General features: G+C 50.7%; 24 protein-coding genes. 16 read left to right on the top strand and 8 right to left on the bottom strand.

Going from position 1 to position 24,639, the window contains the following annotated elements; translation table 11 throughout:
- Positions 1-56 precede the first annotated feature (56 nt).
- Entirely contained in the window at positions 57-515 is a 459-nt protein-coding gene (gene hycA, locus IB222_RS05095) for a formate hydrogenlyase regulator HycA (protein ID WP_003825906.1), read from the bottom strand.
- Positions 516-713: 198 nt separating this feature from the next.
- Here hycA and hypA point away from each other — a divergent pair, with 198 nt between their 5' ends.
- The 7 genes from hypA (at position 714) to IB222_RS05060 (ending at position 7,225) form a co-directional block, all read left to right on the top strand.
- The gene (gene hypA, locus IB222_RS05090) at positions 714-1,085 is read left to right on the top strand and encodes a hydrogenase maturation nickel metallochaperone HypA (RefSeq protein ID WP_003825904.1); all 372 of its coding nucleotides are present in this window, start codon (positions 714-716) and stop codon (positions 1,083-1,085) included.
- 103 nt (positions 1,086-1,188) lie between these two features.
- On the top strand, positions 1,189-2,061 hold the full coding sequence (gene hypB, locus IB222_RS05085) for a hydrogenase nickel incorporation protein HypB (protein ID WP_106107632.1): 873 nt from the start codon (positions 1,189-1,191) through the stop codon (positions 2,059-2,061).
- The gene (gene hypC / locus IB222_RS05080) at positions 2,052-2,324 is read left to right on the top strand and encodes a hydrogenase 3 maturation protein HypC (RefSeq protein WP_003037411.1); all 273 of its coding nucleotides are present in this window, start codon (positions 2,052-2,054) and stop codon (positions 2,322-2,324) included. Before hypB ends, hypC begins: the two co-directional genes overlap by 10 nt.
- Positions 2,325-3,446, top strand: a complete 1,122-nt coding sequence (gene hypD / locus IB222_RS05075) for a hydrogenase formation protein HypD (protein ID WP_003825899.1) — start codon at positions 2,325-2,327, stop codon at positions 3,444-3,446.
- Entirely contained in the window at positions 3,443-4,453 is a 1,011-nt protein-coding gene (hypE, locus tag IB222_RS05070) for a hydrogenase maturation carbamoyl dehydratase HypE (RefSeq protein WP_003825897.1), read from the top strand. Before hypD ends, hypE begins: the two co-directional genes overlap by 4 nt.
- Positions 4,454-4,673: 220 nt before the next feature.
- Positions 4,674-6,752 (top strand): formate hydrogenlyase transcriptional activator FlhA, encoded by a 2,079-nt coding sequence (gene flhA / locus IB222_RS05065; RefSeq protein WP_032944751.1) that lies wholly within the window; start codon positions 4,674-4,676, stop codon positions 6,750-6,752.
- A gap of 44 nt (positions 6,753-6,796) precedes the next feature.
- On the top strand, positions 6,797-7,225 hold the full coding sequence (locus tag IB222_RS05060) for a TOBE domain-containing protein (RefSeq protein ID WP_148361555.1): 429 nt from the start codon (positions 6,797-6,799) through the stop codon (positions 7,223-7,225).
- Positions 7,226-7,347: 122 nt separating this feature from the next.
- On the opposite strand, the gene IB222_RS05055 is transcribed toward IB222_RS05060, so the two are convergent.
- From IB222_RS05055 to dcuC, 3 genes are all read right to left on the bottom strand, one after another.
- Complete coding sequence (locus IB222_RS05055) at positions 7,348-7,692, bottom strand: nitrous oxide-stimulated promoter family protein (protein ID WP_003825888.1); 345 nt, start codon at positions 7,690-7,692, stop codon at positions 7,348-7,350.
- Positions 7,693-7,778: 86 nt separating this feature from the next.
- Complete coding sequence (locus IB222_RS05050; RefSeq protein ID WP_149384679.1) at positions 7,779-9,473, bottom strand: NAD-dependent malic enzyme; 1,695 nt, start codon at positions 9,471-9,473, stop codon at positions 7,779-7,781.
- A gap of 52 nt (positions 9,474-9,525) precedes the next feature.
- Positions 9,526-10,893, bottom strand: a complete 1,368-nt coding sequence (gene dcuC / locus IB222_RS05045) for a C4-dicarboxylate transporter DcuC (RefSeq protein WP_003825883.1) — start codon at positions 10,891-10,893, stop codon at positions 9,526-9,528.
- Positions 10,894-11,247: 354 nt separating this feature from the next.
- On the opposite strand from dcuC, the gene IB222_RS05040 reads away from it, so the two are divergent.
- A complete protein-coding gene (locus IB222_RS05040; protein ID WP_149384680.1) occupies positions 11,248-12,141 on the top strand; it encodes a MurR/RpiR family transcriptional regulator in 894 nt (297 codons plus the stop codon).
- Positions 12,142-12,187: 46 nt separating this feature from the next.
- Here the strand turns inward: IB222_RS05040 and IB222_RS05035 are convergent, their stop codons facing one another.
- Positions 12,188-13,558, bottom strand: coding sequence for an adenylosuccinate lyase family protein (locus IB222_RS05035; protein WP_149384681.1), 1,371 nt, complete (start codon positions 13,556-13,558; stop codon positions 12,188-12,190).
- A gap of 405 nt (positions 13,559-13,963) precedes the next feature.
- Between IB222_RS05035 and IB222_RS05030 the strand changes: the two genes are divergently transcribed.
- The 8 genes from IB222_RS05030 (at position 13,964) to IB222_RS04995 (ending at position 22,011) form a co-directional block, all read left to right on the top strand.
- Positions 13,964-15,004 carry a porin gene (locus IB222_RS05030; protein WP_148361552.1) on the top strand — a complete coding sequence of 347 codons (1,041 nt, stop codon included), beginning with the start codon at positions 13,964-13,966 and terminating at the stop codon, positions 15,002-15,004.
- A 10-nt stretch (positions 15,005-15,014) separates the two neighbouring features.
- Entirely contained in the window at positions 15,015-15,788 is a 774-nt protein-coding gene (locus IB222_RS05025; RefSeq protein ID WP_126317493.1) for a DUF4886 domain-containing protein, read from the top strand.
- A 182-nt stretch (positions 15,789-15,970) separates the two neighbouring features.
- Entirely contained in the window at positions 15,971-16,888 is a 918-nt protein-coding gene (locus tag IB222_RS05020) for a metal ABC transporter substrate-binding protein (RefSeq protein ID WP_148361551.1), read from the top strand.
- On the top strand, positions 16,885-17,700 hold the full coding sequence (sitB, locus tag IB222_RS05015) for an iron/manganese ABC transporter ATP-binding protein SitB (RefSeq protein ID WP_149384682.1): 816 nt from the start codon (positions 16,885-16,887) through the stop codon (positions 17,698-17,700). Before IB222_RS05020 ends, sitB begins: the two co-directional genes overlap by 4 nt.
- A gap of 2 nt (positions 17,701-17,702) precedes the next feature.
- Positions 17,703-18,560: an iron/manganese ABC transporter permease subunit SitC gene (gene sitC / locus IB222_RS05010; protein WP_008785642.1), complete on the top strand. Its 858-nt coding sequence runs from the start codon at positions 17,703-17,705 to the stop codon at positions 18,558-18,560.
- Positions 18,557-19,408, top strand: coding sequence for an iron/manganese ABC transporter permease subunit SitD (sitD, locus tag IB222_RS05005; protein WP_149384683.1), 852 nt, complete (start codon positions 18,557-18,559; stop codon positions 19,406-19,408). The genes sitC and sitD overlap by 4 nt, the downstream gene beginning before the upstream one ends.
- A gap of 163 nt (positions 19,409-19,571) precedes the next feature.
- Complete coding sequence (locus IB222_RS05000; RefSeq protein ID WP_148361548.1) at positions 19,572-20,294, top strand: cysteine hydrolase; 723 nt, start codon at positions 19,572-19,574, stop codon at positions 20,292-20,294.
- 94 nt (positions 20,295-20,388) lie between these two features.
- Positions 20,389-22,011 carry a serine hydrolase gene (locus tag IB222_RS04995; protein ID WP_149384684.1) on the top strand — a complete coding sequence of 541 codons (1,623 nt, stop codon included), beginning with the start codon at positions 20,389-20,391 and terminating at the stop codon, positions 22,009-22,011.
- A gap of 58 nt (positions 22,012-22,069) precedes the next feature.
- On the opposite strand, the gene IB222_RS04990 is transcribed toward IB222_RS04995, so the two are convergent.
- The 3 genes from IB222_RS04990 to IB222_RS04980 are packed head-to-tail and all read right to left on the bottom strand — an operon-like array spanning position 22,070 to position 24,625.
- The gene (locus tag IB222_RS04990) at positions 22,070-22,429 is read right to left on the bottom strand and encodes a hypothetical protein (protein WP_003825861.1); all 360 of its coding nucleotides are present in this window, start codon (positions 22,427-22,429) and stop codon (positions 22,070-22,072) included.
- Positions 22,413-22,937, bottom strand: a complete 525-nt coding sequence (locus IB222_RS04985) for a chemotaxis protein CheW (RefSeq protein ID WP_149384685.1) — start codon at positions 22,935-22,937, stop codon at positions 22,413-22,415. The genes IB222_RS04990 and IB222_RS04985 overlap by 17 nt, the downstream gene beginning before the upstream one ends.
- An 11-nt stretch (positions 22,938-22,948) precedes the next feature.
- Positions 22,949-24,625: a diguanylate cyclase gene (locus IB222_RS04980; RefSeq protein WP_100271972.1), complete on the bottom strand. Its 1,677-nt coding sequence runs from the start codon at positions 24,623-24,625 to the stop codon at positions 22,949-22,951.
- Positions 24,626-24,639 lie beyond the last annotated feature (14 nt).

Below are 24,639 nucleotides of genomic sequence, written 5' to 3'. Positions count from 1 at the left end.
AACGTCGTGACGCAGTGTGTAGACCGCACCATGACAAAGTGGGCAGCACCCGAGGCTTAAGCCGGGCTATGTCCCTCAACCAGCTGGCTTAAATTCACCGGCATATTGTTCTCAACCGCGGTGTACAGGCTGTCGTAGACGGTGGCGATTTTTTCGAGATAGTGATCCAGCACCTGCTCGCGATCGCGGTTGCTAATACGCTCATCGACCTTACCGTCGATAGTCAATTCTGCCTGTGCAATCAGCTGTTTATCATCACCGTCTTTCGTTTCGACGTAGTATTCGATGGTATGGCTGTTAAAGCCGTCCGCCAGCGTGACGTAGATAGTGAAGTGTTCAAAAAGGACGAAGCAGAGATCCTTGTCCGGCGCGCAGCTCATCGCATGATGCAAACGCGCTTTTGACAGGGTGATCCCCTGAACCAGCGAGTTGCAGTAAATACGCCACTGGTCCTGTAGGCGACGATGCCGTTCAGCGATGTAATCGGCTTTTTCGCTTATTTCCCAAATAGTCATGTCAGGTTACCCGTTTAGCAGAGATGAACAGCCTTAAGCACATTTCATGCCAAAATTAAATCACTTAATTTTCATATAGATAAAAAATCAAAGGCGGGTGACGACATGTCATTTCGTCATCGTCGTCATTGTCACAAATGAAAAAAATCAACCTGGCATGCTTATTGCTTTTAATACGGCAACTTCACAGGAGGCGGTATGCACGAAATAACCCTCTGCCAACGGGCACTGGAATTGATTGAACAACAGGCCACGCAACACGGTGCTCAGCGAGTAACTGGGGTCTGGCTCAAAATTGGCGCATTTTCTTGCGTAGAAACCAGCGCTCTCTCCTTTTGTTTTGATCTGGTATGCCGCGGGACCCTTGCAGAAGGTTGTAAACTCCACCTCGAAGAACAAGAAGCCGAATGTTGGTGCGAATCTTGTCAGCAATACGTCACGTTACTGACGCAACGCGTGCGCCGATGTCCGCAATGCAACAGCGATATGCTGAGAATTGTGGCCGATGACGGCTTACAGATTCGACGTATTGAAATAGATGAAACTCCAGCGCCGGATGGCGACGCCTAAGCGTCTTATCCAGCCTACAGAAAGAGCTCGTTTGTAGGCCGGATAAGGCAACGCAGCCATCCGGCAACAGATGTATCGCAAGTAAAAAGATCAGGAGTGAGCGATGTGTACGACATGTGGTTGCGCTGAAGGCAACCTGTATATAGAGGGTGATGAGCATAATCCCCACTCGGCGTTTCGCAGCGCGCCATTTGCCCCAGCGGCTCGTCCGGCGCTGAATATTACCGGTGTGAAGACCTCAAATTTCACACCGAGCCAGACCGAAGAAGGCGATTTGCACTACGGTCACGGTGAGGCAGGAACCCACGCACCAGGTATGAGCCAACGCCGTATGCTGGAAGTGGAAATTGACGTACTGGACAAAAACAACCGCCTCGCCGAGCGCAACCGTGCCCGCTTTGCGGCCCGTCAGCATCTGGTACTGAACCTTGTTTCAAGCCCGGGCTCTGGTAAAACCACCCTGCTGACCGAAACGCTGATGAAGCTGAAAGATAGCGTGCCGTGCGCCGTTATTGAAGGTGACCAGCAGACGGTGAACGATGCCGCCCGTATTCGCGCCACTGGCACACCCGCCATTCAGGTCAACACCGGTAAAGGTTGCCACCTTGACGCACAAATGATTGCTGACGCCGCGCCGCGTTTGCTGCTTGACGATAACGGTATTCTGTTCATTGAAAACGTCGGCAACCTGGTCTGCCCGGCCAGCTTCGACCTCGGCGAGCGCCATAAAGTGGCCGTGCTTTCAGTAACCGAAGGTGAAGACAAACCGCTGAAATACCCGCATATGTTTGCCGCCGCATCGCTGATGCTGCTCAACAAAGTGGATCTACTGCCGTACCTCAATTTTGACGTTGAAAAATGCATCGCCAGCGCCCGGGAAGTGAACCCGGGGATTGAGATTATCCTAATTTCCGCCACCAGTGGTGAAGGGATGGATCAATGGCTCTCCTGGCTGGAGACGCAGCGATGTGCATAGGTGTTCCGGGTCAAATCCGCACCATTGATGGCAACCAGGCCAAAGTCGACGTTTGCGGTATTCAGCGCGACGTTGACCTGACGCTGGTCGGTAGCTGTGATGAACATGGCCAACCGCGCCTCGGCCAGTGGGTGCTGGTCCACGTCGGTTTTGCCATGAGCATCATTAATGAAGCTGAAGCGCGCGATACGCTCGACGCGCTGCAAAACATGTTTGACGTTGAGCCGGATGTCGGCGCGTTGCTGTACGGCGAGGAAAAATAAATGCGTTTTGTTGACGAATACCGCGCACCAGAGCAGGTGATGCAGTTGATAGAGCACCTGTGTGAACGTGCCGCCCACCTCTCCTACACGGCTGAACGCCCGCTGCGAATCATGGAAGTTTGTGGTGGTCATACCCACGCTATCTTCAAATTCGGGCTCGACCAGTTGTTACCGGAAAACGTGGAGTTTATTCATGGTCCGGGTTGCCCGGTTTGCGTTCTGCCGATGGGCAGAATCGACAGCTGTGTAGAAATTGCCAGCCATCCAGAAGTGATTTTCTGCACCTTTGGCGACGCTATGCGCGTCCCGGGTAAGCAAGGCTCTCTGCTGCAAGCCAAGGCGCGCGGTGCGGATATCCGTATTGTCTATTCACCGATGGATGCACTGAAGCTGGCGCAGGAAAACCCAACGCGTAAAGTGGTGTTCTTTGGCCTGGGTTTTGAAACCACAATGCCAACGACCGCTATCACCCTGCAACAGGCAAAGCAGCGTGACGTGCAGAACTTTTACTTTTTCTGCCAGCACATCACGCTTATCCCTACGCTGCGTAGCCTGCTGGAACAGCCGGACAACGGTATCGACGCCTTTTTAGCACCGGGCCACGTCAGCATGGTGATTGGCACCGACGCCTACAACTTCATTGCTTCAGATTTCCATCGCCCGCTGGTGGTCGCCGGTTTCGAACCGCTTGATCTTCTGCAAGGCGTAGTGATGTTAATTGAGCAGAAAATTGCAGCCCAAAGCCAGGTAGAAAACCAGTACCGCCGCGTGGTACCGGATGCCGGTAACGCGTTAGCGCAACAGGCCATTGCCGAGGTGTTCTGCGTCAATGGTGACAGCGAATGGCGCGGTCTGGGCGTTATCGAATCCTCTGGCGTTCACCTGACGCCGGACTATCAGCGCTTTGATGCCGAAGCACATTTCCAGCCAGCGCCGCAGCAGGTGTATGACGATCCGCGCGCGCGTTGTGGGGAAGTGCTGACGGGCAGATGTAAACCACATCAGTGCCCGTTATTTGGCAAAACGTGTAACCCGGAGACCGCGTTTGGCGCCCTGATGGTCTCCTCAGAAGGCGCATGTGCCGCCTGGTATCAGTATCGTCAGCAGGAGTGTGAAGCATGAACAGCGTACAACTCGCCCACGGTAGCGGCGGTCAGGCTATGCAGCAGTTGATCAACAGTCTGTTTATGGAGGCTTTCGCGAATCCGTGGCTGGCGGAACAAGAAGATCAAGCGCGTCTGGAACTGGCACAACTGGTGGCAGAAGGCGACCGTCTGGCGTTTTCAACTGACAGCTACGTTATCGATCCATTGTTCTTCCCCGGCGGCAATATCGGCAAGCTGGCCATCTGCGGTACGGCTAACGACGTGGCGGTCAGCGGAGCTATTCCACGCTACCTCTCCTGCGGTTTTATCCTCGAAGAGGGCCTGCCGATGGAGACACTGAAAACCGTTGTTAACAGCATGGCAGCAACCGCGCGCGAAGCAGGTATCGCCATCGTGACTGGCGATACCAAAGTCGTGCAGCGTGGTGCAGCAGACAAGCTGTTCATTAACACTGCCGGAATGGGGGCAATTCCCGCCAACATTCACTGGGGTGCACAGACTCTCAGCGTGGGTGATGTGCTGCTGGTAAGTGGCTCTCTTGGCGATCACGGCGCAACTATCCTTAACCTACGTGAACAGCTAGGTCTGGATGGCGAACTGGTCAGCGATTGCGCGGTATTAACGCCGCTTATCCAGACGCTGCGTGATATTCCTGGCGTGAAGGCGCTACGTGACGCCACCCGTGGCGGCGTGAATGCGGTCACGCATGAATTTGCCGCTGCATGCGGATTTGGTATTGAGCTGTCTGAAGCTGCCCTGCCCGTGAAGCCTGCGGTGCGTGGCGTTTGCGAGCTGCTGGGTCTGGATGCGCTCAACTTTGCTAACGAAGGCAAACTGGTGATTGCCGTTGAACGCCAGGCCGCTGAAACCGTACTTGCCGCGCTGCGCGCGCATCCTTTAGGGTGCGATGCTGCAATGATTGGTGAAGTGGTCGAACGCAAAGGTGTTCGTCTTGCCGGACTCTACGGCGTGAAACGAACCCTCGATTTACCACACGCCGAACCATTACCTCGTATATGCTAGCAGCCGGTTGGCAGCATGCTGTAGGCCGGATAAGACGCATTAGCGTCAACATCCGGCATTAATGCTGCATTATGCCTGATACCGCTTTGCTGATCGGGCCAACGGATTGTATATCCTGGCCAGTTCAGTGGCAGGCCATCCGGCAATAATTTACGACTTATACCTATAATTCATTTACCGTTTTCGCACCGTTCTGCGGTGCTTTCCCTGGAAAAGCAATATGTCGTATACACCGATGAGTGACCTCGGACAGCAAGGCCTGTTCGATATTACTCGTACATTATTACAGCAGCCCGATCTCCCGTCTCTTAGCGAGGCGCTTTCGCAGCTGGTCAAGCGTTCAGCGCTGGCCGACTGCGCGGCTATTGTCTTATGGCAGGCACAAACGCAACGTGCGCGTTATTTTGCAACGCGTGAAAATGGTAAACCCATCGATTATGAAGACGAAACGGTGCTGGCACATGGTCCGGTACGCCGTATTTTGTCTCGCCCTGATGCGTTGCACTGCAACTATCATGAGTTTACGGAAACATGGCCACAATTGGCTTCAGGTGGACTGTATTCTGAATTTGGCCACTACTGCCTGCTGCCGCTGGCGGCAGATGGGCGCATCTTTGGCGGTTGCGAATTCATCCGTAACGAAGACCGTCCGTGGAGTGAAAAAGAATATAACCGTCTACAGACCTTCACTCAGATAGTCGGCGTCGTTGCTGAACAAATTCAAAGCAGAGTCAGCAACAACGTCGATTACGATCTGCTGTGTCGTGAGCGTGACAACTTTCGCATCCTGGTCGCCATCACCAATGCCGTGCTCTCCCGACTGGATATTGATGAGCTGGTCAGCGAAGTCGCCAAAGAGATCCACCACTACTTCGACATCGATGCCATCAGCATCGTGTTACGCAGCGATCGCAAAAATAAACTCAGTATCTATTCCACTCACTATCTGGATGAACATCATCCGGCACACGAACAGAGTGAAGTGGACGAAGCGGGAACGCTCTCTGAACGGGTCTTCAAAAGCAAAGAGATGCTGCTGATTAACCTGAGCGAACGTGACATCCTTGCCCCTTACGAACGGATGCTGTTCGAAACCTGGGGCAACCAGCTACAAACCCTGTGTCTGCTACCGCTGATGTCCGGCAATACTATGCTCGGCGTACTCAAACTGGCACAGTGCGAAGAGAAAGTTTTCACTACCGCCAACCTCAAGCTATTGCGCCAGATTGCTGAGCGTGTGGCAATTGCCGTGGATAACGCCCTCGCCTATCAGGAGATCCACCGCCTGAAGGAACGTCTGGTCGATGAAAACCTGGCGTTGACTGAACAACTCAACAACGTAGAGAGTGAGTTCGGCGAAATCATTGGTCGCAGCGAAGCGATGTACAGCGTACTCAAGCAGGTCGAAATGGTGGCGCAAAGCGACAGCACCGTCTTGATTCTGGGTGAGACCGGAACGGGTAAAGAGCTGATCGCACGAGCCATTCACAACCTGAGCGGACGTAACGCCCGTCGGATGGTGAAGATGAACTGCGCGGCAATGCCTGCCGGATTACTGGAAAGCGATCTGTTTGGTCACGAGCGTGGCGCGTTTACCGGTGCCAGCACGCAGCGGATTGGTCGTTTCGAGCTGGCAGATAAAAGTTCGCTGTTCCTCGATGAAGTTGGCGATATGCCGCTGGAGCTTCAGCCTAAGCTACTGCGGGTTCTGCAAGAGCAGGAATTTGAACGTCTGGGCAGTAATAAGCTGATCCAGACCGACGTGCGCTTGATCGCCGCGACCAACCGCGATCTGAAGAAGATGGTTGCCGATCGCGAATTTCGTAACGATCTGTATTACCGACTGAACGTCTTCCCGATCCATCTGCCGCCGCTGCGTGAGCGCCCGGAAGATATTCCGCTGCTGGTAAAAGCCTTCACCTTTAAAATTGCTCGTCGGATGGGACGCAATATCGACAGTATTCCCGCCGAGGCTCTGCGCACGCTGAGCTGTATGGAATGGCCGGGTAACGTGCGTGAGCTGGAAAACGTGGTGGAACGTGCGGTTCTGCTTACCCGGGGCAACGTACTGCAACTGTCCCTTCCGGATATTGCCCCTTTGACGCCGTCTACGCCTCCGGTGGCAACCGAAGTTGCACAGGACGGTGAAGATGAATACCAGTTGATTATGCGCGTACTGAAAGAAACCAACGGTGTGGTTGCCGGTCCCAAAGGCGCGGCACAAAGGCTGGGGCTGAAACGTACCACGTTACTCTCACGCATGAAGCGATTGGGTATTGATAAGGATGCACTGGTTTAGCTAGTGTGGCTATACTGGGTGATATCTCAACGAAAGGAGGCAGTATGGCGGTATCAGCACGTAATCAATTAACCGGTACGGTGAGCGCAGTCGCTACAGGCGCAGTGAATGATGAAGTTGAACTGACGCTGGATGGCGGCGCGAAACTGGTCGCGATTGTAACCCATAGCAGCCAGCAGGCGCTGGGTCTGGCGAAAGGGAAAGAAGCTATTGCCCTGATTAAAGCGCCATGGGTGACGCTGGCAACTGAAGACTGCGGTCTGAAGTTCTCTGCCCGCAACCAGTTTGCTGGCAGTGTTTCCCAGGTCACCGAAGGCGCAGTCAACGCCACGGTACATATCAAAACTGACGCAGGCTTTGAAATTGTTGCTGTCGTCACCAACGAAAGTCAGCAAGAGATGAAACTGAGCCAGGGAAGCCGCGTTGTTGCGCTGATCAAAGCCTCAGCTATTCTGATTGCCACCAAAGCGTAATCGCCATTCGGTACCGGATAGTTAATGCCCGATGGCGCTACGCTTATCGGGCCTACGCGACAATGCACTTGCTCTTGTAGGCCGGATAAGGCATCGCCGCCATCCGGCACAAAATTACCAGATTACTTCTTGCGCTGATATTTCTCAGGTAATTCCGGAACCGGACGTTTGTCATCAATCAGGTGACGTACGGTCAGAATCGGGTGACGCCAGAGCATTCTCGGCCCAGCCCAACGCATAATTTGCTTCATCTCTTCGCGTTTAGCCGGTTGATAACAGTGCACTGGACACTGTTTACAGGCCGGTTTTTCCTCACCAAATACGCACTTGTCGAGGCGCTTTTGCGCATAGGCAAATAACGCATCGTAATGCCCCGGCTCGTCTGAAGCCTGCGGGCACTGGCTCTCGTAGAGCGAAATCATTCTCTGGATCGTCATTTTTTCACGTGCAATGCGTTTGCCGGACATGATGCCTCCACAATTAAGTTGCATAAATAATACACCTTAATCATGAAGGCAACCAAGACCCGAGTACCGCTTACTCGTCACAACGGCTAAATTGCCCTGCGTTTATAAGGACGGTAGTGTGGTAACCAAAAGTTATCTTTTATTCTTTGCAACAGCGCGTCGTCGCTCATCTTCTCTGCCACGCCCGACTGCTGTGCCGCCTTACCGACCTCAAAGGCAATGCTGCGGGTCACCTCGCAGATTGTCCCAATCTCCGGCAACAGAGCACCTTCCCCGTTACGCACCAACGGGGAAGCATCGGCCAGCGCACGGCTTGCCGCCATCAGCATAGCCTCTGTTACGCGTGTCGCACCGCTGGCGATAGCCCCCAGACCGATGGCCGGGAAAACATACACGTTATTACACTGCGCCACCGGAATGGAGCGTCCATTAAATTCAATCACACCGCAGGGACTACCGGTCGCGATAATGGCCTTTCCCTCGGTCCAGCGAATGATATCTTCTGGTCGCGCTTCCATTCTCGAAGTGGGATTCGACAACGGCATAACAATCGGACGGTCGCAGTATTGGTACATCGTGCTAATGACCTCCTGCGAGAACAATCCAGCCTGACCCGACACACCCAGCATCACCGTGGGTTTGGCATTGTGGATAACCTCCAGTAGCGACGGTGCCAGCCCCTCATACTGCCAGTCAGATACAGCCTCGGGAGACTGCGCCAGCGGTTGCTGGAAATCAGCTAAGGCATTATTGGTGGTCATCACCAGACCGTCGCGATCCACCATAAAAATGGTCCGTCTGGCTTCGGCCTCGCTCATTCCTTCACTGATGCGGCAGGCAATAATATGCCGGGCGATCCCACATCCTGCAGCACCCGCCCCCACAATTACGATTGATTGCTGACGGAAGTCACGACCGCTGCCTCGGCAGGCCGCAACCAGAGTCGCCAGAGCCACCGACGCCGTGCCCTGAATGTCATCGTTAAAACAGCACATCTCATCGCGATAACGGTCCAGCAGCGGCACCGCAGTATGCTGGGCAAAATCTTCAAACTGCAGCAGAACGTTAGGCCAGCGCCGTTTTACGGCAGCAATAAACATTCCAATAAATGCGAAGTAGTCTTCACCAGTTATGCGCGGATGTCGCCAGCCGATATAGCGCGGATCGTCAAGCAGTCGCGTATTGTTCGTACCGACATCCAGTAGAATAGGTAGCGTATTCGCCGGATTTACCCCGCCACAGACGGTATAGAGCGACAGTTTCCCGATAGGAATCCCCATACCGCCAACGCCCTGGTCACCTAGCCCCAGAATGCGCTCACCATCGGTGACTACGATGACCTTGATATCGTGCCGTGGAATATCATGCAAAATATCGTCAATACGATCACGATCGGGCCAGGAGATAAAGACACCGCGTGCACGACGATATATCCACGAGAATTTTTCACAGGCGGCCCCGACTACCGGGGTATAAACGATGGGCAGCATCTCTGGAAGATGCTTTTTCAACAGGTAATAAAATAACGTTTCGTTAGTATCCTGGATATTACGCAGGTAAATATGTCGAGCGTTGTGGGATTCAGCCTCAAGATATTGTTGATACGCCCGTTCGGCTTGTTCATCAATATTCTCAATCGCGCAAGGCAGTAGCCCACTCAGGTTAAAGTCATGCCTTTCTTGCTGCGTGAAGCTGCTTCCCTTGTTTAATAACGGAGATTCAAGCAGTAACTTCCCCGTAAACGGGACGTATAAAACATCGTTTGTCACGTTGCCATCCATAAATTACAACCAGATAAAAAAATAAGAGCCTGCATTAACAGGCTCTCGGGATTCAAATCAGGACATAGTTGGCAACCAGCATCGCCGCGATACCGGCCAGCGCTGGAAGCAGCGTTCTTCTGACGATCATAAACGGTGAGCATTCTCCGGCTTTACTCACCGCAATAATGATGCCAGCCACTGGGGACATTGAGCGCCCCATTCCCGCCATTAACTGCATAGGCAGGATCATATTGACGGCGCTCTCACCAAATTTTGCCGCAATGGACGGGGCCAGGCCGGAGAAGGAGAAAAAGGCGGCAACACCAGAGCCTGTCAGGACGGCGGTGACGCCCACCAGCGCGGTCATCACCAGCGTCATGCTGGTAAAGCCCAGTCCTGCGTTTTGCACTGACTGTAACAGATAGTCCACCGCGCCAATTTTCTGCAGCCCCTGGGCATAAATATCCGCACACACCAGCAAGGAAACGATGCTGGTAAACATGCTGCCCATCCCTTTGAAAAAGACCTGTATTCCTTTGCAACAGCTTTTGAAATCCCGAGTAGCCACCAGTTCAAAGAAAAATGCGACGACAGCGCCAAGGATCATCGCCGTGACCACGTCTATTTTGATGGACTTGATAACCAAAGGGCTAAAGACCAGCACCAGTACGACAGGCAGGACGGGTAACAGCGCGTAAATAGCGGGTACCTTTCGGCCTTCTTCTTCCGCTTGCGCCACGCTTTGCGCTCCCGGTACGAAGCCATCTTTTTTGTCGAAATACTTCGCGGTAAAGTAAATCACCACCGCAACGGCCAGCATCACCACCACCGCCACCGGCATCTGGTAATGCGCAAAGTAGATCGCGCTTTCCATGCCAGCATGTTTAGCCGCCAGATTCGCAGTACCTACCGCGGGCCCTAGATCCATAAACGCGCACAGACCAATCATCGCGGCCGCAGAGGCTTTACTGACCCCCAGACGAACCAGAACCGGGAAGAATGTCACCAACAGCAACATCGCCAGCCCCGCCGCACTTGAAATTGCCACATGCAGAAGCTGTGCGCAGATATACCCCAGCGCAAGGATCAGGTAAGGCGCTTTAATCACCTGCAGCGGTCGAATGCACATATTGACCATCGCATTCGACGCTTTAATGTGATCCATATAGCTGGCAAATCCACCCGCAGCCATGATGATAAGACCAATACCTGCAATTTGTGTGGTGAGCGATTCTTTTGCAAAGCTAAAGATATCCAACCAGGTTGACCCCGTGGATTTTGCTTTATCGTAGAGAATGCTGTTTTCAGGATAAAACAGTACGGTAATGGTCAATAATGCCAGTCCAGCGAGTAATAAAACAGTTTGCGGCTGATAATTTTTCACAATTAACCATGCAGCAATAACTGTTATCACTATTGCTATAATAAACGCCGTCATAATAACAATTCCTATGCCATACAAATCGGGTAGGGTTACCTGTCATATCATCATAGCTTATATAGGATAGTAAAAAATCACCCCCATATATAAGCAGCTATAATATGTACGTAAATTTATCGTATTACATACTCAAATATTGAGATTTAATTGTAATGGGTTGTGTGGTTGTAAAATACGGGAAAGGTGTTTTCCCACCTCTTTTTGTGAGTAAGATCGCAACTACATCTGAATGTAGTCGCAGACCTCAGAAAAGGCTGGGTGCGGGTTTCCAACATATTCATTCTATGATTGACGTCGAAAGTGTATTACCCTATAACAACGTTGATATACAATAGTCATCGGGTGTTATCCATGTACAAAAAAAACACGTTAAGTCTGGATGAGTATAACTTACTTACTCTTAATATGGGTGATCTAACTGAATCTGAGTGCCGACTCAATGAGTACATTAATAAACACTTCAATGAACTTCCCTATCATGGCATTGTTGACCTCTCGCAAAATGCGATGGTAAGTAAAGCAACCATTGGCCGATTTTTAAATAAAATTGGGTTTACAGGTTATGCTGCTTTCCGCAAAGCATTAGACATTACTCTGTCAAAAAATAAAATATCTGCACCTTTTGAGAAAAACATCAAACTACGTAACAATCCTTGCATCACAACCGAAACTATCGTTACTGATTTCACCCACAAAGTATCAGAATTATTTAATCAATTTAAAAATAATATCGATATTGAAAGCCTTAATGCGTTTATCGATCTGGTACTGAACAATCAACGTCATATTTATGTCGTCGGCCCTTCATCATCTCATGCAATGGCGACGCATTTTTGTACACTGCTAAAGTACTTTCGCAGTGACATCACCCTGTTACCGACGGACATCAGCGAACTCCCCAAATGTCTCATCAATATTGAGGAAGAGGATGTCCTGATTGTGTTCTCCTACTATCGATTTAATCGGGTTGCCCTCAATATTGCAAAGTGGTTCAGAAAAAAGAATGCCGTCGTGGTACTGGTTACCAATTCAGAAGCGAACCCTTACGGCAAGTTCTGCGATCTGCAGTTTGTTCTTCCCAGCGACGTACAGTCCATTTTTCAAAGCCGTATACTCGGCTTCTTTTTTATCGAACTCATATTGCATTTGGCTTACGAGAAAGGAGATAACGAGGGGAATTTTGCCCAACTGGAGGAATTATTTGTCTTTTTCGAAACGTTTTCTGCATCAGCACACAACACTTAGCTCCGCCAGCCGCCAGAAGTATTCTCACTCCTGGCAACATGACGAATCAAGCTATCTCTGCGGTTTTCACGCGATCGAACTCAGCTATAGTTTCAGCGATTAGCGCGTCGTTAGCCCCGATATATGACAGCGGCTCGCAGGCATCGGTAATTTCCGCTAAAGATAATGATGCGAGGATTTCCGGGCTACCCTGCACGATCTCCATGAAGCTGTGCTCTCCGGTTGCATGCTTGAGCAGGTTTTTCACTAAGTTATAGGCGGACTCTCTGCCAATTTTGGCGGCAAGTTTCATCGTCAGTGATTCCGACATAATAAAGTGCTTTGAGCAATCAAAATTGGCACGCATCTTCTCTTCATTGATGATGAGATGCGAAAGCAGATTCTTTGCGCGTGTCAGGCTGGTCGATAAAGCATTAGAGGCCTCCGGGAGGATTGTCCAGTTTAAAACCCTCATTGAGGCGGCTCGCACATCCTGTTGATCCAGCATTGCCGGGGCGCCAGACGCATACATCCATCCCATCCTTGCCAGCGTTTGCATCATGTTACTGGCGCGCGGATTAACTTTGTGCGGCATCGTGCTCGACCCACCACCACCTTCGCCCTCAAGCACTTCAGCAATCGGCGTGCGTCCCATTGTTTCGACATCGTTGGCCAGACGACATAGCGTGCCGTGAACAAGGGCAAAAAACTGCACAACTTCAACAACCGCATCCTGGCTGGCATTATTAATACCGCAGGGCACATTCAGACCCAGCGCTCGCATCAGCCGTTCACGCGTTTCCATTCCCTGCTCGCCTACGGAGGCCAGATTACCTACCGCGCCGCCAAAGAGCCCGGTGACCGCACGCGGGTACAGCTGCTGGAGTCTTATCAGATGGCGGTTAACCTCCGCCAGATAACTGCAAACATGCAGCCCCCACGTTGTCGCAGAGGCATCAACCGAATTGGTGCGCGCAACCATCACCGTTCTGGTATGACGTATTGCCATCGCTTTCATCGCTTCGCCAACATCGAGCAATTGCTCGCGCAGCAGCTGCAACGTTTGTTGCAGTCTCATCGCCATGCCAGAGTCCAGCAGGTCCTGGGTAGTACATCCCCAGTGCAGAAACTGACTTACTAACGGTGTACCGCAAGCAGAAATCTGATCGATCAGCGGTTTTATCGCCATACCAACCGTCTGTGTTTCCTGTGCAAGGGCCGGCCAATCTATCTGTATTTCCCTGCACGTTTTTTCAATTTCGACGGCGGCTTGCTCAGGGATAATGCCCAGCTCGCCTTGCACGCGAGCGACTGTTGCCTCAAACCGCAACCAACACCGCAGCAGATTGTCGTCAGACCATATTTCCCGCATCCGCCCCTGGGTGAACAATGAAGAATAAAGATCAGAATCAAATACCGTTGTTTGCTTACCGAACATACAGCGCCTCTCCGGCCAATGAATGCGTCATAATCGAAATGTGATTAATCAATTTTGCAGGATCTGTTTTCCAGATTATAGGGGAAAATAGTATTCCCACCCCAAAAACGGCTATGAGAATACAATATTCCCATTTTCATTTTTTCCATCAAGTAGAAATGCGATGTACTTCACAGTAATTTGCGAATTACATTCCAAACAGGTGTAATATTTCAACAAAAACGCGCATTAAATATAAGAACCATTAATACAATAATAAAATTAGTGATATTTATGCGTGAATAATCACATTTCACTACGAGAAAAAATAATTCCCATACCGCTGTCATTCCTTTTTCACAAACAATCACCCCGCTGTGAACTTTATTTTATGGTCAGGAAACTAATGCTGGTTTGAGGGATGACATGAAGCTAAAAAACTATTCACTAATATTACTAATGGGTATGAGTTCCTCGGCGTTCGCCTTAAACGTCTATAATAAGGATGGAAATACGCTGGATATCTATGGCCGCGTTGAGGGTAAAATTGCGAGTGGCCAGAATTCATTTGCTGGCAGTGAAAGCCGAAGCGATCTGGGTGGTCGTGTAGGTATTTACCTCACCCGAGATCTGGATCTTTTGCCAGATACCAAAATCGTGGGTCGCCTGGAATGGCAGGTGCGTACCGAAAAAAATGATAACAATACCGGTGAAAGCGATATGGAGGCCCGCTATTCCTATGTCGGTCTGTCAAATAAAACATGGGGTGAACTGATCACCGGGAGAACCAAAAACCCGTTGTATCAGGTAATGAAAATGACCGATAAGTACAAAAATTTCACCCCTAATATCTACAGCTATGGCATTACAACCATTGATGATTCATACCAGTTCAACCGACAGGATGGCACCGTTCAGTGGAACGCCAAATTTGCTGGCAATGAAATTCAGCTGGCATGGGTTTCCGGTAATGGCAACAGCGATAACGAAGCCCTGGATTACGGCGCGATGGCCAGCTATCGTAAGTCTTTCAAATTTGGTGATTTTAGAATTACACCAGCACTCGCGGCCAGTCGTTACAAACGACAGGATGGCGTAGTGACCACCGATGGGCGTAATCAAAACGATCAAATTATGGGAGGATTACAACTCAGCTATAAAGCCTATGAAGTCGCGGTAACCGCATTGCGTACTTCTATTTCTCGCGATAACAAAAGTGATAATAATTATAAAGGGATGGATTCACTTATTTCCTACAAATTTGGCACCGTCAAGGTTCTCACCGGATATAGTTTTCTAAATGAAGATGGTAAAGATATCGCTGAAAAAGAAGACTGGCGTGCTGAAGCGCAATTAACATTAGCTGAGGATACGTGGTTATCATTTACTTACGATAAAGAATTCGCCAGTAAGAACAAAAAAACCAATGATGATGCTCTCATCGTTGGACTTCGTTATGATTTCTAAGAGATAACCGATGAAAAAGATAACTTTGCTTGCCACAGCAACGGCCCTTGCACTGAGCAGTATCTGCGCACACGCGGATACGTTGTTAGCGCCTTCCGCACATGCAAAAATGGATGGCGAGAATAAAATCGTCGCGCTTTATGGTAACTCGTTCACGTTCTATAACAATAATATCAATACCCGATTACGGGATTTGACGCAGTCTTTACTGCCTGATCATGCCAAAGGCTATAAATATCGGGGGATCACGATTTCCAGCGGTCATTTAGGCTGGCAAATTGAGAATATGCGCTACCAGAACACACTACAGAAATGGGATGTGGTGGTGCTACAGGGAAACTCCACAGAAACGATTTCAAAGAAAGAAAGTACCCGACAAAACTTCATTGACTCTGCCACCCAAATGGCTGAAATGGCGCATAAAGCAGGTGCAAAAGTTGTCTATTTCATGACCTGGCCGAAGAAAGCTAAACCCGAAGACAGCCAAAAACTGGCGGACGCTTATATCTCGATTGCGCAAAAAACGGGGGGATATGTGGCTCCGGTAGGTCTGGCTTTCGAGAAAGCGCGCAAGACCCATCCGGAAATCAACCTGTATTATCATGATGGTGTCCACCCTTCTATTTCTGGTACGTATCTCGCTGCCTGTGTATTCTTCGCTACCCTGTATAACCAGTCTCCAGTCGGCGGCGCGCTTCCTGTTGATACGGACATGACCCCTGCCACCGCCAAAGCGTTACAACAGGTAGCATGGGAAACCGTTACTGAGTTCCAAAAGTCATAATCACCGGGTTATTCATCCCCAACACGCCGGCAATCGTGCCGGCGTAAAATACATTATCCCCCGTCTATTCCTTAGCAACCTACGCAAATAAGAATTATTTTCATTTATTTATGCCATGTGCTATATAACATAGCAAAGGCTATATTCGATGATAAATTAACCATTTTGTTGCGAGGGATACTATGCCGCATCTGCCCCATCTGAAGTCATTTCTCCTTGCCAGCGTGTTAACAGCGCTGACGCTGTCACCCGCCTGGGCGAAAGAAAAATTCAAAGTGGTAACCACCTTTACGGTGATTGCCGATATGGCAAGCAATGTGGCAGGCGACGTGGCGGACGTTAGTTCTATCACCAAACCGGGTGCTGAAATTCACGAATATCAACCAACCCCAGGCGATATTAAACGGGCGCAAGGCGCACAGCTTATTCTCTCCAACGGCCTTAACCTCGAACTATGGTTTGCCCGCTTCTACCAAAATTTGTCCGGCGTACCGGAAGTGATGGTCTCAAACGGCGTGCAACCAATGGGCATCAGCGAAGGGCCGTACAACGGTAAACCAAACCCGCACGCCTGGATGTCAGCGGAGAACGCGCTTATCTACGTGGATAACATTCGTGATGCGCTGATCAAATACGATCCGGACAATGCCGCAACCTACAAGAATAATGCGCAGAATTATAAAGCGAAAATCCAGCAGACCCTGGCGCCACTGCACACAGAACTGGCAAAGCTCCCTGCTGATAAACGCTGGCTGGTCACCAGCGAAGGCGCATTCTCTTATTTAGCTCGTGATAACAATCTCAAGGAGCTGTATCTGTGGCCGATCAACGCCGATCAGCAAGGTACGCCCAAGCAGGTACGCAAGGTTATCGATGCCATCAGAGCGCATCATATCCCAACGGTATTTAGCGAAAGCACCGTGTCCGACAAACCTGCGCGTCAGGTTGCCCGTGAGTCTGGCGCACATTACGGCGGCGTGCTGTATGTCGATTCGCTCAGTGCAGCCGACGGTCCGGTACCGACCTATCTGGATTTACTGCGCGTCACCACGCAAACCATTGTTAACGGCATCAACAAGGGTCTGGAGAGCCAACCATGAGTCACTCTGCGATTACCGTAAATCAGGTTACGGTGACGTATCGCAATGGTCATACCGCATTGCGGGACGCCACTTTTCAGGTTCCGGGCGGCTCAATTGCCGCTCTGGTCGGCGTAAACGGTTCAGGAAAATCAACGCTTTTTAAAGCGCTGATGGGTTTTGTCCGCCTGGCGCAGGGGGAAATCTCAATTCTGCAACAGCCGGTAAATAAGGCGCTCAAACAGAATCTGATCGCCTATGTCCCCCAGTCAGAAGAGGTGGACTGGTCGTTTCCGGTACTGGTGGAAGATGTGGTGATGATGGGACGCTTTGGCCATATGGGCTGGCTGCGTCGACCAAAACAAATTGACCACGCCTGCGTAGATGCGGCGCTGGCGCGGGTTGATATGCTGGATTATCGTCATCGTCAGATAGGTGAACTGTCCGGTGGGCAGAAAAAGCGTGTTTTTCTGGCAAGGGCCATCGCACAGGACGGACAGGTTATTTTACTGGATGAACCCTTTACCGGCGTGGATGTAAAAACCGAGGCCCGGATCATCGACCTGCTGCGTGAACTGCGTGATGAGGGCCGAACCATGCTGGTCTCTACCCATAATTTGGGATCCGTCACCGAGTTTTGTGATTACACGGTGATGATTAAGGGCACGGTGCTGGCAAGTGGACCAACCGATACCACCTTTACCCCCGAGAATCTCGAACTGGCATTCAGCGGCGTACTGCGTCACGTTGCGCTGAGCGGTGGTGAACAGCACGTGATTACCGATGATGAACGCCCGTTTATTTCGCGACGCACGGCAAACGAGGGGGAATAATCATGAACTGGCTAACGGAGCCGTTTGGCTACCAGTACATGCTCAACGCCATGTGGGTCTCGGCGATGGTCGGCGGCCTGTGTGCGTTTCTCTCCTGCTATCTGATGCTCAAAGGCTGGTCGCTGATTGGCGATGCGCTGTCGCACTCTATCGTTCCGGGCGTGGCAGGCGCTTATATGTTAGGGCTTCCCTTCGCGCTTGGCGCATTCCTTTCCGGCGGACTGGCGGCGGGCAGTATGCTGTTTCTTAATCAGCGTTCGCGCCTGAAGGAAGATGCGATTATCGGACTGATTTTTTCGTCTTTTTTCGGTATCGGGCTGTTTATGGTGTCGCTCAATCCGATGTCGGTGAACATTCAGACCATTATTCTCGGCAACGTGCTGGCGATTGCGCCAGAAGATATTCTACAACTGGCCATCATCGGGGTTATTTCGCTAACCATCCTGTTTTTGAAGTGGAAAGATCTGATGGTGGTTTTTTTTGATGAAAACCACGCGCGCTCTATCGGTCTGAATCCGGGCCGGTTGAAGCTGTTATTTTTTACGCTGCTCTCCGTTTCCACAGTCGCCGCGCTGCAAACCGTCGGCGCATTTCTGGTGATTTGCCTGGTGGTTACGCCAGGTGCAACGGCCTGGCTGCTGACCGATCGTTTTCCACGCCTGCTCACTATCGCCGTAGCTATTGGCAGCCTGACCAGCTTTTTCGGCGCCTGGCTGAGCTACTGGCTGGACGGTGCAACCGGCGGAATTATTGTCGTTCTGCAAACGCTGCTGTTCCTGCTGGCATTTGTCTTCGCGCCAAAACACGGTCTGCTGGCGAATCGCCGCCGCGCCCGTCTGGTGAACAAGGAGTCAGTATGATCTTAACAACGCTGCTGGAACCCTTTCAGTTTGGTTTTATGGTCAATGCGCTGGTCATCTCCACCATTGTCGCCGTGCCCTGCGCGCTGCTGTCTGTATTTTTAGTACTCAAAGGCTGGGCGCTGATGGGCGATGCAATGAGCCACGCGGTTTTCCCGGGAATTGTACTGGCGTGGATTGCGGGCATCCCACTGGCAATTGGCGCATTTATCGCCGGGCTGTTCTGTGCGGTGGCGACGGGTTATCTCGACGATAACAGCCGCATCAAACGCGATACCCTGATGGGAATCGTCTTTTCCGGCATGTTTGGTGCAGGACTGGTGCTGTACGTCTCTATCCAGTCAGAGGTCCATCTCGATCATATTCTGTTCGGCGACATGCTGGGCGTATCGTTCAGCGACATCATACAAACCGCGGTTATTACGCTTGGGATAGCGCTTATTATTGGGCTTAAGTGGAAAGATCTGCTGCTGCATGCGTTCGACCCGCATCAGGCAAAGGCCAGTGGGCTTAATACTGCGCTGCTACATTACGGCCTGCTGTGCATGATCGCCCTGACGATTGTCGCCACGCTAAAATCAGTAGGGATTATTTTGTCGATCTCCTTACTGATTGCGCCTGGCGCCATTGCGATTTTAATGACGCGGAAATTTTCCCTCGCCTTGTGGCTGGCGGTGATTATGTCGGTCGTTACCTCGTTTATGGGCGTGTACCTGTCTTTTTTCATCGACAGTGCACCGGCCCCCACCATCGTCGTACTATTTTCGCTACTGTTTGTGATGACCTTTATTTATTCCACCCTGCGCGATCGTCGTTTAGAACGGCGACGCCAGCAATACGACCTCTGATGGAGTGGGCAGCGATATGCCCGCTATCATTTTTAGAATACGTAATGACAATATTCCCAGCGTCCTGAACAAATGCCCCGTTCTGAAACCATGCCATATTTACCAGCGCTATTTAATAATCAGATAGTCACTATCACATTAGATAAAAATACAGGTAAATTTTATGAGCAAGATGAGCATATCAGAAATCTATTCTGAACCAGAGGCCTATGGCTTACCACGCAAAGGTATAACACTTAATAATAAGGAAGCTGCGTTGGTGGTAGTCGATCCACAGATCGATTTTTTAAGCCCTCAGGGTATTAGCTGGGAGGTTTTCAAAGACAGCATTATTGAAAATAATACCGTAGAAAATCTCGAGACGTTGTTCAAAATGGCAAAAGAAGCACAAATGCCTGTTTTTGTCTCTCCGCATTATTACTTTCCGCACGACCATAAATGGCAATCTACCGCACCGGGAGAAACATTTATGCACGGCACTGGAATGTTCAATCGTAAAGGTCCACTGACAATGGAAAATTTTGAAAATTCCGGCGCAGACTTTTTACCGCAGTTTAAGCCATATATTTATGATGGCGAAACGGTCATTGCCTCACCGCATAAGATTTTCGGACCAGAAACCAACGACCTGGTACTGCAATTAAGAAAACGCGGTGTCTCACAGGTCATTCTCGCCGGTATGGCTGCCAATCTGTGTATTGAATCCCATATGCGTGAATTGATTGAGCAAGGTTTTGAAGTTGTCGTCGTTAAAGATGCGACAGCGGGTCCGCGCATTCCGGAAGGTGACGGTTATCTCGCCGCTCTAACCAACTACCGCATCATTGCCAATGATTTATGGGACACCGACACCACGGTTGAAAAGGTAAAGGCAGCAGCTAAGTAATAGCTATGAGTACGGTTACCGAGGGTAATTGTATGTACAACATCGCTTATCCATTAGCCATCAAAATAAATTTCATTAAGCGCGGAGCTTTTCCATGAATCTTAAGTTAAAGGTTATTTCGGCATGTATTTTACTTTCCATGTCAGTTTCAGCTACTCAGGTATTGGCCGCTGCCAATACAAATGAGACAACTTACTTAGTTAACCGTGGTGATCCACAATTAAAGGTCAACGGCAAATATATCGATCAGATCATTGCTGAGGTAATGGCGAAAAATAATCTGCCGGGTTTATCCATGGCGATTGTTCAGGCGCCTTATATTCCGCGCTCAGCGGGATACGGTCTGGCAACAGCAGCCAATGATGAGCTTGCTTCCACCAAAACCATGTGGGGAATTGGCCCTATCACGCAAGCTTTTACTGCAGTCGCAGTAATGCAACTTGTAGAGCAAGGCAAATTGGATCTGAATACTCCTGTGAGTGTTTATTTGCCTGGCCTACCGGAAAGCTGGCATAACATTACGATTCTGGAATTAATGCAGCACTCATCCGGGATCCCTGATTTCAGATCTTTCGGCTATAAACAAGAGCAAAAATATACACCTGCGCAGCTGGTTGATCTTGTTAAAGATAAACCGCTCGAATTTAAAAACGGCACGGATATCAACTCCAGTGCAACTGACTTTATCCTGCTAGGTATGGCTATCGAGAAAGTCAGCGGAATGAGTTACGTGGACTTCGTCAACAAATACCAAATTGCGCCGTTAGGTCTGCAAAGCACCATGTTCGCAAAAGACATGCCAACGAAAGCATTCCTTGATCGCCCGACGCCTGATAAGCAACATAATCAGCATTCGAAATTTAAGTCAGAAATTGACTGGATCAACCCTGTTGAGCCTGCAACAGGTTACGTCGCAGCGGGTGACAAACTGGCGCCTGTCAGTGCGATCGCCACTGATAATCTGTACGCCTATGGTGGTCTGTGGTCGTCAGCGGAAGACATCAGTAAGTGGGATATCGGTCTTGCCGGCAGCACGCTGGTTAAAGACAAAAAGCTGCGCGACATTATCTATAGCCCGGCAAAACTGAAAAATGGCAAAGTCGTGCCTGCCATGGCCGGCTGGGAATTTACCCGCCATCCTGGTTTTCTGGAAATCAAAGGAACCACAGGTGGATTTAGTGCCTATCTGAGTCGTTTTACCGCCGGTGATGAACTGGTTTGCGTGACAATGCTGACCAACAAAGAAGGCGTAGACATGACTCAGGTGGCTCGTGATATCGCTGAAGCCTATAAAATCGGGCTGGGTTCTGGGTTAAATTCAGAGAAGATCAAAAACCAGGAAAGTAAATTCTCTGTCGATGAAACGGTCTCCCGACTGAAAGCCATTCTGAAAAGCGAAGGCGTTCCGGTATTCACTGAAATTGATCACGAGAAAAATGCCGAGGGCGCGGGAATGAACCTGAGGCCAACGAAAGTCCTGGTATTTGGTAACCCTAAAGCCGGCACAAAACTGATGCAGGACAAACAGGGTGTCGCGCTGGATCTGCCGTTACGTGTCTCCGTATGGCAGGATAAGATCGGGCGAGTTTGGGTCGGTTATGAAAACCTGGATGACGTAGCAAAAACCTACGATCTTCAGGACAAGCAGACCATTGATAAGATTGACAACTTTATGACTAAGCTGGTCAGTCGGGCTGTTGATGCTTATATCCAGTAACGGGATATAGCACTCCAGCCTTCTCATGCTGCGGGACCGTTAAAGCTCCCGCAGCGTGTCAGCGCCAGCTTAATAGCGGGCTAAACGCCTCGCGGCCCACCAGGGCACGAAGCGCAGGTAGATGACAGTTACGCGCCAGAAGCGGAGGTACGGCAAAAATAATGTCGCCGGAGAGCATCACATTCTCAAGTTGTCCCCATAGGTACCAGCCGGTTTCAACGCCACTGTCAGGGACGCGCAAATGCAAATGCCATCCCTCCTGCGGCTCATCCGCAATCCCCAGCCACTGGCTAAATCGGGGGATTTCAGGCACAACCTGAGTCACTAACGAGCACACACCAACCTGGTTTGCCGGTATATACAACGTTAGCGCTCCCAAAGTAATACGTACCGCCGCCAAATTAGTGGGAGCCGTCATAACCGCTGGTCTCCTGATAACGCTCAAAGACCAGATTCAGATCGAGCAGCGTGTACCAGGTTTCCATCACGTTAACCACCCCCACAGCGATGCTTTGTAACGCCGGGGGCAACGAATCTCCTGGCAAATGAATTTGGCTTTCGGCGACTTCCAACACATCAATCAATTTATCTATCAGGATCCCACTTTGCATTTTCTCGGCGCATCCAATCAGAATAGTGCGCTTACCTGCCGAATTAACGGTAGGTTTATCGATCAGGCTGTCCAGTCTCATCACCGATTCCACCCGTCCACGATAGTTGATGACCCCTTCAAGCATTGGCGCACAACAGGGAACCCAGGAGATCGGGCGCTCAGCAAGGATCTCTTTAATTTGCGCCCCATAGAAGGCAAAATTTTTACCCGCCAGTTGAAATAACACCAGCGTGCGCAGGGGTTCATCAACGTTTTCACACTCCGGTTTTTCACCATGGTTCAGCGCAAGCATCTGCTCCAGCTGTTGGCTCATATTGACTCCTTTTACTCGGCAATGCAGAAAGTGTTACGGCCATTTTGCTTCGCGGCATACAGCGCCTGATCGGCACGCTCGCGCAGCGTTTCAATCCGATCGCCAAACTGCCACTGGGCAATGCCCGCGCTGAAGGTACTGTGAAAACTGGCGTCGTTAACGGAAAACGTGACCTGCTCGTAATCCCTGCGCAATCGTTCGACCACGCGCGCAGCCTTGTCACTGCTGGTGTTGGGCATAATGATGACAAACTCTTCACCACCGTAACGGCCAACGATATCGGTGCTGCGTAATCGATGGGAGAACAACTGCGAAATACCGACAATTACCTGGTCACCGACCGCATGGCCGTAGGTATCGTTAATACTTTTAAAGCGATCCAGGTCCACCATCACCATACAAAACGGGTTGCCGCTGTAGTTCGACTCGGCAATCGCGCTTTTGAGAAAATGGGTGGTCGTTGAGTGGTTATATAACCCGCTCAGACTGTCCTGCGACATACGGGCACGCAGGACGCGCATTCTTTCCGCGCGAATCGATACGGCGCGGATCAGCTCCTCAGGGTCGCTCTGTTTGAGGATAAAATCCTCCGCGCCGATGCTCATTGCTCCCAACTGCGCATGCTTGTTGGTCTCACTGGAGAGATAGGCGATAGGCAGGCCAATATGCTGCGGTATTTGGCGAATCAGTTTTGTCAGTTCCTCACCGCTGAACTCCGGCATGTGGTAATCCATCAACACCAGATCGATCGGCTGCGCATTCAGTACATGCAGTAGATAGTGAGGTTTTTCCAGCACATGCACTTCCATGCCCGCCAAGCGCAGCATCTCCGCGTTGTATTCCGCCACCGCCGGTTCGTCATCGATCAACAATACCTGGTAAGGCTTTTTCAGCGACGGTTGAGTCAGGCGATGAAGTTCCTGGACTAAATCGGTGATAGACGCAGGTTTTACGTAGTAGCCATCGCAGCCAGATTTGATGGCGTTGACGCGGGCATTGAAATCGCTATGACACGAGAGGAACAGCACCGGGAAAGGTTTGCCCACTTTTTGTTTCAGATCCGACATCGCCAGCGGTCCACCGTAGGCGTTGTCCGGAAAGCTAACATCCATAATCACCACGGCGGGCGGTTGCGACAATACGGCCTGAGTGAAATCCTGCGTGTTCGCGAACACATGGCAGGTAAAACCAAAACAGCGCAGTTGGGTCGCGAGAAGCTCGACCTGGTCAATATCATCATCACACAGGTAGATAGGCTTACTGGCCCGCCGAACATATCCCTCTTCCGGGCGCTGCGCGGTGATCGGTAATGTGAACTCCGTATCGCTGATACGATGTTCAAGATTGAGCTGCTCCTGGGTCAGGGTGTACAACCACCTGATGATTCGCCGCAGCTCATCGTAATGCAATGTGCTTTGCTCTGTTTCCGGCTCTGTTAGTAAACGCTCACCTTCTGCTGAGGCATTCGCCAGCGGGCTAAAGCCAAAGGACCCTGCCGAACCGTGAATACTGTGCAGCAGGATATGTAGCTGTTTGCGACAGGCTTCGCTAGGCTCTGCGACCAGTTGAACGAGTAATCTTTCCGCTTGTGCCAGCATGTCGGGAATTCGGCGTAGAAACCCCTGCCGCAAACGCGCTATTTTTTCCTGCGCTGCCGCCATCGCTATATGCTTATTTTCTTGTTTCATCAAACACGTAGGCT

Origin of the sequence: Citrobacter sp. C13 (assembly GCF_014596815.2) — a bacterium.
Classification (GTDB): domain Bacteria; phylum Pseudomonadota; class Gammaproteobacteria; order Enterobacterales; family Enterobacteriaceae; genus Citrobacter; species Citrobacter portucalensis.
Note: the sequence above shows the minus strand (reverse complement) of the source record. Positions and strands in the feature narration are given on the sequence as shown.